The sequence below is a fragment of the Streptomyces sp. NPDC001941 genome (assembly GCF_040296945.1).
In the GTDB taxonomy this organism is placed as follows: Bacteria; Actinomycetota; Actinomycetes; order Streptomycetales; family Streptomycetaceae; genus Streptomyces.
Genome location: NZ_JBEOYE010000200.1, coordinates 3539 through 5223 on the forward strand (window position 1 = coordinate 3539; position 1685 = coordinate 5223).

3 protein-coding genes are annotated in these 1685 nt (G+C 70.1%); all 3 read right to left on the minus strand.

What is annotated here, in order from left to right; genetic code table 11:
• Nucleotides 1–304, minus strand: a 304-nt coding sequence (locus ABT160_RS46225; protein WP_351656217.1) for a GTP-binding protein, incomplete at its 3' end; no start/stop codon positions are given.
• A 2-nt stretch (nt 305–306) separates the two neighbouring features.
• On the minus strand, nt 307–1242 hold the full coding sequence (gene cysD / locus ABT160_RS46230) for a sulfate adenylyltransferase subunit CysD (protein WP_351656220.1): 936 nt from the start codon (nt 1240–1242) through the stop codon (nt 307–309).
• Nucleotides 1239–1685: adenylyl-sulfate kinase (gene cysC, locus ABT160_RS46235; protein ID WP_351656223.1), on the minus strand; the 447-nt coding region annotated here is incomplete at its 5' end. The genes cysC and cysD, both read right to left, overlap by 4 nt.

The window sequence follows — 1685 nt, forward strand, 5'->3', positions numbered from 1 at the left end:
GAGTGTCGGCCAGGATGAACCGGCGCCGCGCGGTGGCGAAGTAGCGGTAGGCGACATCGATGGTGATGCCCTGCTCCCGCTCCGCCCGCAACCCGTCCGTCAAGAGCGCCAGGTCCGGGCCCTCCGCGCCACGGCTGCGCGAGGCGTGCTCGACAGCCTCCAGCTGGTCGGTGAGGACCGACTTCGAATCGTGCAGCAGCCGGCCCACCAGGGTGGACTTGCCGTCGTCCACGGACCCGGCGGTGGCGAAGCGCAGCAGGGTGGTGGCCGACAGGTGCTCGGGCTGCTCGGTGGTGCTGGTCATCTCTAGAAGTACCCTTCGCGCTTGCGGTCTTCCATCGCGGCCTCGGACATCTTGTCGTCCGCCCGGGTCGCACCCCGCTCGGTCAGCCGGGACGCGGCGATCTCCGCGATCACCGCATCCAGCGTCGTGGCGTCCGAATCCACCGCACCCGTGCAGGACATGTCCCCCACCGTGCGGTAACGGATCAGACGCCTCTGCACCGGCTCGGAGTCCTTCGGCCCGCCCCACTCACCCGCCGTCAGCCACATCCCGCCCCGCGAGAACACCTCACGCTCGTGCGCGAAGTAGATCTCCGGCAGCTCGATCCGCTCGCGCTGGATGTACTGCCACACATCCAGCTCCGTCCAGTTCGACAGCGGGAAGACGCGCACGTGCTCGCCCGGGGCGTGCCGGCCGTTGTACAGCTGCCACAGCTCGGGGCGCTGGCGGCGCGGGTCCCACTGGGAGAACTCATCGCGCAGCGAGAACACCCGCTCCTTGGCCCGCGCCTTCTCCTCATCGCGGCGCCCGCCGCCGAAGACCGCGTCGAAACGCTCCGCGGCGATCTTCTCCGTCAGCGGCACCGTCTGCAACGGATTGCGCGTCCCGTCCGGGCGCTCGCGCAGCCGGCCCGCGTCGATGTACTCCTGCACCGACGCCACGTGCAGCCGCAGCCCGTGCCCGGCCACCACCCGGTCCCGGTAGGCCAGCACCTCGGGGAAGTTGTGCCCGGTGTCCACGTGCAGCAGCGAGAACGGCACCCGCGCCGGCGCGAACGCCTTCAGCGCCAGATGCAGCATCACGATCGAGTCCTTGCCCCCGGAGAACAACACCACCGGACGCTCGAACTCCCCCGCCACCTCACGGAAGATGTGCACCGCCTCCGACTCCAGCGAGTCCAGGTGCGACAACGCGAACGGACTGTCCGTACCCTCCCTGACCGAATGCGCGCTCGTCATGCCAGACCCCTCTCGCTCAGCAGCGCGAACAGTGCCGCCGCGGACTCCTCCACGCTCTGGTCCTGCGACTCGATCCGCAGATCCGGACGACGCGGCGCCTCGTACGGGTCATCCACCCCGGTCAGGCCGGACAGTTCGCCCGCCGCCTGCCTGGCGTACAGGCCCTTCACGTCGCGTACGGAGCACACCTCGACCGGCGTCGCCACGTGCACCTCGATGTAGGCGGTGCCCTCGGCCTCGTGGCGCTTGCGCACCGCCTCCCGGCTGTCCTCGTACGGCGCGATCACCGGCACCAGCGCGATCACCCCCTGGGAGGCGAGGAGTTCGGCGACGAAACCGATCCGCTGGACGTTGGTGTCACGGTCCGCGCGGCTGAAGCCCAGGCCCGCGGAGAGGAACTCACGGATCTCATCCCCGTCCAGCACCTCCACCCGCCGCCCCTC